The 7,911-nt window shown below is 38.1% G+C and carries 9 protein-coding genes and 1 tRNA gene; 2 read left to right on the plus strand and 8 right to left on the minus strand.

Annotated elements, in window-relative coordinates:
* Window positions 1-74 precede the first annotated feature (74 nt).
* The 7 genes from ACJMLO_RS07150 to cfbD all read right to left on the minus strand — a co-directional run bounded on the left by ACJMLO_RS07150 (window position 75) and on the right by cfbD (window position 5,730).
* Window positions 75-683, minus strand: coding sequence for a hypothetical protein (locus ACJMLO_RS07150; RefSeq protein ID WP_405295335.1), 609 nt, complete (start codon window positions 681-683; stop codon window positions 75-77).
* A gap of 8 nt (window positions 684-691) precedes the next feature.
* Window positions 692-1,948: a tRNA pseudouridine(13) synthase TruD gene (gene truD, locus ACJMLO_RS07155; RefSeq protein ID WP_405295337.1), complete on the minus strand. Its 1,257-nt coding sequence runs from the start codon at window positions 1,946-1,948 to the stop codon at window positions 692-694.
* Between the two features lie 20 nt (window positions 1,949-1,968).
* Window positions 1,969-2,042: transfer RNA gene (locus tag ACJMLO_RS07160), tRNA-Arg, on the minus strand.
* Window positions 2,043-2,089: 47 nt separating this feature from the next.
* Window positions 2,090-2,530, minus strand: a complete 441-nt coding sequence (locus ACJMLO_RS07165) for a hypothetical protein (protein ID WP_405295339.1) — start codon at window positions 2,528-2,530, stop codon at window positions 2,090-2,092.
* Window positions 2,531-2,696: 166 nt separating this feature from the next.
* Window positions 2,697-4,061, minus strand: a complete 1,365-nt coding sequence (locus ACJMLO_RS07170; RefSeq protein ID WP_405295341.1) for an AIR synthase-related protein — start codon at window positions 4,059-4,061, stop codon at window positions 2,697-2,699.
* Between the two features lie 2 nt (window positions 4,062-4,063).
* The gene (gene hisH / locus ACJMLO_RS07175) at window positions 4,064-4,660 is read right to left on the minus strand and encodes an imidazole glycerol phosphate synthase subunit HisH (protein WP_405295343.1); all 597 of its coding nucleotides are present in this window, start codon (window positions 4,658-4,660) and stop codon (window positions 4,064-4,066) included.
* Window positions 4,657-5,730: a Ni-sirohydrochlorin a,c-diamide reductive cyclase catalytic subunit gene (cfbD, locus tag ACJMLO_RS07180; protein ID WP_405295351.1), complete on the minus strand. Its 1,074-nt coding sequence runs from the start codon at window positions 5,728-5,730 to the stop codon at window positions 4,657-4,659. The genes hisH and cfbD overlap by 4 nt, the downstream gene beginning before the upstream one ends.
* Window positions 5,731-5,815: 85 nt before the next feature.
* Between cfbD and ACJMLO_RS07185 the strand changes: the two genes are divergently transcribed.
* Window positions 5,816-6,214 (plus strand): C-GCAxxG-C-C family protein, encoded by a 399-nt coding sequence (locus ACJMLO_RS07185; protein ID WP_405295345.1) that lies wholly within the window; start codon window positions 5,816-5,818, stop codon window positions 6,212-6,214.
* 18 nt (window positions 6,215-6,232) lie between these two features.
* Here ACJMLO_RS07185 and ACJMLO_RS07190 read toward each other — a convergent pair whose 3' ends face one another.
* Window positions 6,233-7,594 (minus strand): MATE family efflux transporter, encoded by a 1,362-nt coding sequence (locus ACJMLO_RS07190; protein ID WP_405295347.1) that lies wholly within the window; start codon window positions 7,592-7,594, stop codon window positions 6,233-6,235.
* Window positions 7,595-7,716: 122 nt separating this feature from the next.
* On the opposite strand from ACJMLO_RS07190, the gene ACJMLO_RS07195 reads away from it, so the two are divergent.
* Window positions 7,717-7,911: hypothetical protein (locus ACJMLO_RS07195; RefSeq protein WP_405295349.1), on the plus strand; the 195-nt coding region annotated here is incomplete at its 3' end.

Here is a 7,911-nt window from a genome sequence, read left to right on the forward strand (position 1 = left end):
GGTTCTGATGAAACAATCAGTTCCCCTTTTGCTTTTCCTTTTGCAATATTTCTACATTCAATCATAATCATCACCTATAATAACTTATCATTTACCTCTTCACCACGATTTATCGCATTGGCTGATGATATTGTATCTACCAATGCCCAAATCCAGATTGCTATGCATAATATGAATCCAATTAAAAGTAAAATTAAAATTGCCGATACGACATATGCTATTAAAAATATTGCCCCCTTATGGTCAAGGCCCAAATAAATTTGACCAAGGCCCGGCAAGAAAACACTTAGAATAACTGCCAGAAGAGTGCTTTTTTCCTTTGGGACAACATGACTATTTTGATTTGATACCTTTCCTCTCAAATCCTGTCCGCATTCCGGACAGAAGTTAAAATTTCCAACAAGTTCATGGCCGCAATTAAAACAAAACTTGATTTTATCTGATTTAACAAGATCTGAAACAGATTTTTCGTCAGCAGACTCAACAGGAATAACCTTTTTAGCCATGATAACTTCATCTTCTGATTTAACAGTGACCGGAATTGAATCTTCACCTGATTCAACTGGAGCGATTGTTTGCTCTTCAATAACGTTGACTTCCTCAATATCTGAAATATATGCTCCACAATTTTTACAGAATTTGGCTTTTGGAACATCTTTTCCACAATCAGGACACAATACCATTTAATCACCTATACAACATCCAATTTCATTATTTCTCTTAAAACCGCAGTAGCATATGAACCCTTATTTATAGAAAACTCACACAAAACACCTTCGTCTGTTGGTGCTGCAGATGCATCCCATACCTGGAATCTCATTGAACGTCTGAGTCCATGACTTCCCAAACGAGGCATTTTAGGAACTTCAAAGTCTTCCTTTTTAAGACCATACCCTTTCAAAACATTTTCTTCCATCTCACCGACAGCGCCTCCTGCATATGGGACTTTTGTACCATATAAAGGGCATGTCGGGTTTGCCTTGAAGCTATCCATAAGCTCCTGATACTCATCAGGAGTCTTATCATAGACAATATGCTCTTCTGTGTCAATGATAATGTCACCTTCAATGTAGGTGTCAATCCCCATGGCCACACGATTGCTGACGGCTTCATTAAATAAGTATGACTGATAAGCGTGGACAAACATTCTCTGAAGAGGTTTTGGAAGAGCATATAAAGCATTCTTATATGACTTATCGGTCAATTCGCCTTTTTTGGAATCTTTAATCAATTCACGAATCATCATCTTTTCGTATCTCATTCCCTTACCCATCAGTTCAAGAGATTCCTCAAGGTTGCCATCATCATACGCCTGTCTTGCCTTTTGATTTTCTTCATGCTCGTCTTCAGATGGTCCTCCAATATATCGGTCAACTGCCTTTTTCAAGTCATTTTCTATTAAGGCTTCACCGACAAGATGAGTGTTTGTTCTTGGCTTTCCGAATCTCTGCCAACCGAAGTAATTGGGAACACCAGTAGTTTCCAACTCCTTTAAGACCTCATTTGCAATGTCTGCACTTTCCTGGATATCGTCCAAATCTTTAATTAATATTTTGAATTTATTTCCCTTAAGCTGGCCCATTCTAAGCTTTTTGCGCCCTCTTACGACTTTTAAAAAATCAGTTTTATAAATATCCAGGTTCTCAACCTGCCTGAATTGATCTTCCGAATCCATATTTGCAATGCAGATCCACTGACGGGTCAAGGCCTTTTTATCCTTCATTCCAGCAAATCCCATTCTTTTTCTTGAGATGTGCAGATCCCTTGAAATGTCCAAAACGACATCCAATGTAGTTCTTCCTAGTTTTTCAATCCAGATGTAGATATTCGGACCTTCACCAGTCGGCAAGACTTCAGGAATTTCTTCAACGTAAAAATCTTCATACCTGTTTCTAATAGTTCCCCCAATTCCTTTTTGGGAAGTAACATAAGTATTAGCGTTTAACATAATAATCACGGAAATTATAATGCCCTGGCCGGGATTTGAACCCGGGGAATGGGATCCGCAGTCCCATGTGTTATCCAAACTACACCACCAGGGCCGACAAAATAAGATAACAATTAATTGTATGATTTTTATACTATTTAATTATTGCCATACTGATAATGTATATGAATAATCGCCATAAGTCCTGGTTGCAACATCAACATTATCATATTCATTATAATCCCCAGATGAAGCCAAAACCTTACCTTTTAAAACATTATTCTCACAGAACCTGTAATTTTTAATATTATAGGAATCCAGTTTGTTTTGAGAAATTTCCGAAACTTGCATTATTGATTCTTTTGAATTTTCACCGTCTTCCAGAATTGACGAAACTTTAGCGATGAACGTGTTGTCATTAAAATCGATTTTGCCGCTTAGCAATTCCATGATATCCTGAGCTTTTGTGATGTCTTTGCTTTCATATGAATAGTCATGTGCCGGCATTGATATTGCTGCATTGACAACTAAAAATGCCATTAAAAGTAGAACAACCGCAATTATTGCATCCATTATATAAAATGAACCTCTATTATCTAACATATAGATGAATTGAACTTTAAAACTTATATAAAATTTTGAAGTGTGCAGTTGTGATTTTGTGCAAAGTCGCAGAAACAAGAGATGATTAATATTTTCATCTAGTTCCTATCGACCATGAAATAATTTAGAAGAAAAATGGATATTTTTCTTCAAAATCTAAAAAAAATTAATTTTTCTTAACGTATTCAATTACTTTTTCCTTTTTAGCAATTGCGGCATCTGAAGCCTCTTGAACTTTTTGTTTCATTTCTTCAAAGTCTTCAGGAGTTGTATCGCCGACCAATTTTTTGATTTTAGTATAGGCCGCTTCTCTAAATAAAGGAACAAGTTTCTCATCTGAACCGTCTTCCTTAATTAGAATCGGTTCACCGGAATTGTTGACTTCACCAATTTCAGATATGGCAACATCATATTTGCCAACAGCCTTTTTGATATCGCCAACAATTTCAGGAGGCACAATCAACATTAATGAATCGGTTGAAACTCCCAACGGATCGATGTTTAATGTTTCAAGCATGTTCAATACATTAGGGGCCACCATATCTCTGATTTCTTTTTCATAAAACTCCAAACCAACACCGGTAGTGTTGGAAATCTCATGGGCATCTCCCCTAAGGCCTCCATTTGTAACGTCAGTCATTGCATGAACGTCCTTGACAAGGTCTGATTCAAACAATGCATGTGATGCCTGAACGAAGTTAACGTTCATTGTGTCCCATACCACATCAAAAAATCCATTATATAATGCGGTTGTTGTTATTGTTCCGCCACCGGAACCTTCAGTTAAAAGAATCTTATCCCCTTCAGTGGCTCCTTTTCTTGCAGTTGGAGGATAAGGCGATACACCCACACTACCGACAGCTGAAACAAATCTGTCACCTAAAACCATGTCCCCTCCGACACGCAAGGTACTTCCTGCTACGATTGGAACATCAACAAGCTCTGAAACTGCCGCAACACCTGCAGTAAAGTCAAAAATCTTGGCGACATCACCGTCATCTGCCAGGTGAACATCACTTAGGATTGCAACAGGGTCCGCCCCCATTACACAGACATCTCTTAAAGTTGCTCTTGTTACATGAAAACCGCCTAAAAATGGATATTCGCTTAACCTTGAATGTATTCCGTCAACGGCAGTTGTTATATAAACTTCATCATTTTTAACCGGAGCCTTTACAACTCCCCCATCGTCCTGTTCTGACGGATTTACAAGTGAAGCAGTATTTGTTGACGCTACGATTTCTGCGATTTTTCTGTGGACAAAAAAGTCACCGGCTCCACGGGACCCGACTCCCATCTCGCCCATCAATACATCAGCCTTGTTAACATCAACTATTTCCTTTAAAAACTCGTCATCACTTTCATTCAGTTTTAAGGTAGTTGAAACCTCATCAATCACTGCTTTTGCCATTTCTACTGAATTTTCTTCTGAAATCTTTTTGTATTCCCTTATTCGTACCGCTAAAATATCCGCCAAGTCATCATATGAGTAATCATCAATTCTAGCTCTTACAAAACCTTCAATATCCATAATTAAATCTCCAAATTAGTGAAATTCTTTAAAATCTTTAATCCCGCAACACCACTTTTTTCCGGGTGAAACTGTGTTGAGAATAAATTGTTTTGAGACAAACTTGCTACAACACTGTTTCCATAATCACAAGTTCCTGCAATGATATTTTCATCATCAGGAATTGTATGATAAGAATGAACAAAATAAAAATATTCTCCATCTATACCTTCCAGGATTGGCGAGTCATTTTCTACATTTAACTTATTCCAACCCATGTGAGGTATCTTTACTCCTTCAGGCAATTTCTCCACATGCCCTTTAAAAAGGTTCAAACCTTTAACGCCTGGCGATTCTTCACTTGAACTCATCAGCACCTGCTGGCCAAGACATATTCCTAAAAATGGCTTATCGGCATCAACATGTTCATAAATAACATCCTTAAATGCTTCAAGATTCTCCATCGCACTTCCAAATGCTCCAACACCCGGCAAAACCAAATAATCACTATCGGCAATTACCTCCTTATCATCAGAGATTACATAATCAACACCGATTTTTTTAAATCCATTTGAAATACTCTTTAAGTTTCCGCTTTTATAATCAATAATTGTTATCATTCCTCTAACCACCCAATAGCTGATCTAATCATTGCGCCGAAATCGGAAAACACAATTTCATCTGTTCCAAGAGTCTTTGAGTGTGCATCAAGCTCAGCAACAACATGAGTGTAGCCCAACTCCCTTAAAGGCTCTACCAAACGAGGCCCGTCTGTCACTGCAACGGATTCCACATCAAAATCCTCAATTGGAAATGCATGAGGAACTCCGAAAACTACAATCATATCAGGATTTTTGTCTTTCAGGTATTCTGCTGCCCTATTGGCAGTGATAGGATATTCATCCAAACCCCCAGTAATGAAATCAGGTTTCATGTCCAGCTGATTTTTGATGTTTACCGCATGCTGCCTTATTCTTGGAAGACCTATGTTTTCATCAAGATTGGCAACAAAAACTGGTTTGTTGTCCGGATTGATCTTTTTGTAGTCAAAGTTAATGATGTCAGAAAACAAATATGAAGTTTCTTTTTTAACATTTAAGACAAATGCAACTTTCTTATTATCTTTTAAAGCATTAACAACTATTTTCGCAACTTTCTCTTTGGAATCCCCAAAGTTAGGCTTGATATACTTGCCCTGTGCCATTCCACGGGTCTTTTCAACTTCTGTTGCCTTTTCAAGCATTTCAATTTGCCTGTCTGCCTCTTCACGAGGTATAACACCACATTCAACGGCTGCATCCAATACCATTATCGCTCCAACGGTGTTGTCACCTTCACCCGATCCGCCATGGGATTCCACTGGAATAACTGTGCACGGCAAATCTGCAGTTGCAATTGCATCCTTTAAATCTTCGCCAATAATCATACTTGCACAAGTGCCTGCAATACCCATCAGTTTTGGTTTGAATAATTCATAAGCTTCAGTTAATGCGTCGACTAATTTTTCGCCGGCACCTAATATAAAATCATTTTCCGACATTCCTGTAGTTACAACACGAACCCCATCACTTTCTAAAAGCCTTGCTGTTCTAAAACAGCATCCTGTAGGCCCATGCATTATAATTACATCAACGTTCATGTCCCTTAAAGTATAAAGAGTAGCCGCAATTGGACTTGGTCTTGGATGTATAATTTTTATCACCTAAACAATTTAACAAATAATTATATAAAATTCTTAATTAATATAATTAATTAACAAATTGGGAGATTGTTTTATGAAACTTGACAAAAAAATTTTAGAGGAAAAAATTAGAGAATACCGGACATTTAAAAGCTGTTCCGAGTCAACTTTAATGGGGCTTTGTGAATGTGCAAATGTTGACATGAGCCAGGCTGAAATGTGCAAATTGGCATGCGGATTTGCAGGAGGAATGGGCGGAACCTTTGATGAAGGAACCTGCGGTGCAGTAACCGGTGCCCTAATGGCAAATGGATTAATTTTAGATGATACCGGAAAAATCAAAGCAAACGCCAAAGAAATTTTCAATGCATTTAAAGAGGAATACGGAACGGTAAGATGCGACATAATAAGTAAAAACGGAGACGACAAATCCCCATGTGTCGACTGCTGCGTTTTCATTGCAAATAAAGTGGCAGACTTGTTGGATGAATAGCAATATTCATCTTTTGCCTTATTCTAAAGTATGTTTTAACTTCCTGAGCGTGTATTTAGCGTAAGTAAAGTTCAGGATAGATGCAATTATCCTACCAACAGCCAAACCCAACCAGATACCCCATAATCCTAAATTAAACACTATTCCAAAGAGGTATGTACAACTTACAGTGAAAATCAATTCCCTTATTATTGTCCATGCAAGGCTTGTTGTTCCACGGCCGATTCCCTGATACATAAAGCTTGAAGGCATTCCAATACCAACCAGCAATAAACCAAATGAAGCAAACCTTAAAAAATTGGTAATTTCAGGAATCAACGGAGCAGTATCCGGAGTGTATGCAAATATCAGGGACAGTTGAGGAGCAAATATTACCAAAATAAGCATTATGACGATTGAAAATGCCATTGCAAATTTTGTACCGTAGGTATGGGTCCTGGACAGATATTCCCAATTCCTTGCCCCATATGCGCTTCCGCTGACTGCCGCAACTGCACTTGCAATAGCTGTCAAAGGCATTATACCAAAGAGATACAGTCTCTGACCGGAGGTAAATGCTGCAATACCATATTCCCCACCAATTGATGATATAAACACCAAATACAAGCTCATTGCAATTGACATCATCAGCATATCAAGTGAAGAAGGAATACCGACTTTAAGAATGTCCTTTGTTATTTTTGAGTCAAATTTGAATCCCTTAAAAGTGACATTTACATATGTGTCCTTCTTAATTAAAATCCAATACATGATAACAATTGCTGAACCAAGAGAACTGACAATTGTTGCAAGTGAAGCTCCGGCAGAGCCCAAGTTCAGCACATAAATGAAAAGAGGATCCAAAATAAAATTCAAAGCAACGGAGACGATTATTGCATACATTGCCCTTTTCATGTCTCCTTCACCACGAAGGATTCCGCTTCCTCCGTTAGCAAACATGAAAGCGAAAAGACCTGCGAACAGTGGAGTAGAATACCTTAACGCTTCAGTCAATGACTGGCCGCTTGCACCATATGCCCTAAGCAACGGCTCCTGAATTAAAAGTAGAATTGCAGTCAACAATATTGACGCTACTAGAAAAATTAAAATCGAATGTGTTGCGGACTTGCTGGCTCCCTCATGGTTTTTGGCCCCAACGGCACGGCTGATACTGCTTGTTGCACCGTTTCCAAGACCTATGCTTACACCATTTAAAATCATGAATATCGGGGTTACAAATCCGATTCCCGCAATGGCAGACTGGCCCAATCCTGCAACCCAAATTCCATCAACAATGTTGTATGAAGCTGTCAAAAGCATTGATATCATGATAGGAATTGCTAACTTTTTAACAGCTATTTCCGGTTCTCCTCTCATTAATTCTACATTCTTGTTAGCCATAGTACTCACATGTGCAAAAAATAATGTACAAATTAAATTATTAATTTTCTCAAATATAAGTATGATGGGAACATATTTAAGCCCAAATGATTAAAATATTCATATCAAAAATCGGTGTGAAGATGTATAGAGAAATTTTTGAAGAGGATGTGAAAAACTGCAGCATTGAGTTAACTCACATTGAAGAAGGTATAACCGACAAGACACTGCAAGAAATTGACAGGAGGTTTGGACAGGCCGATGTCCTAAGTATAGAAAATGCAAAAAGCCATGTGCGAACTCTCAGATTGCTGGCGCTTTTTGGAACATTGATAACC

This window comes from Methanobrevibacter sp., assembly GCF_045120835.1.
GTDB lineage: Archaea > Methanobacteriota > Methanobacteria > Methanobacteriales > Methanobacteriaceae > Methanocatella.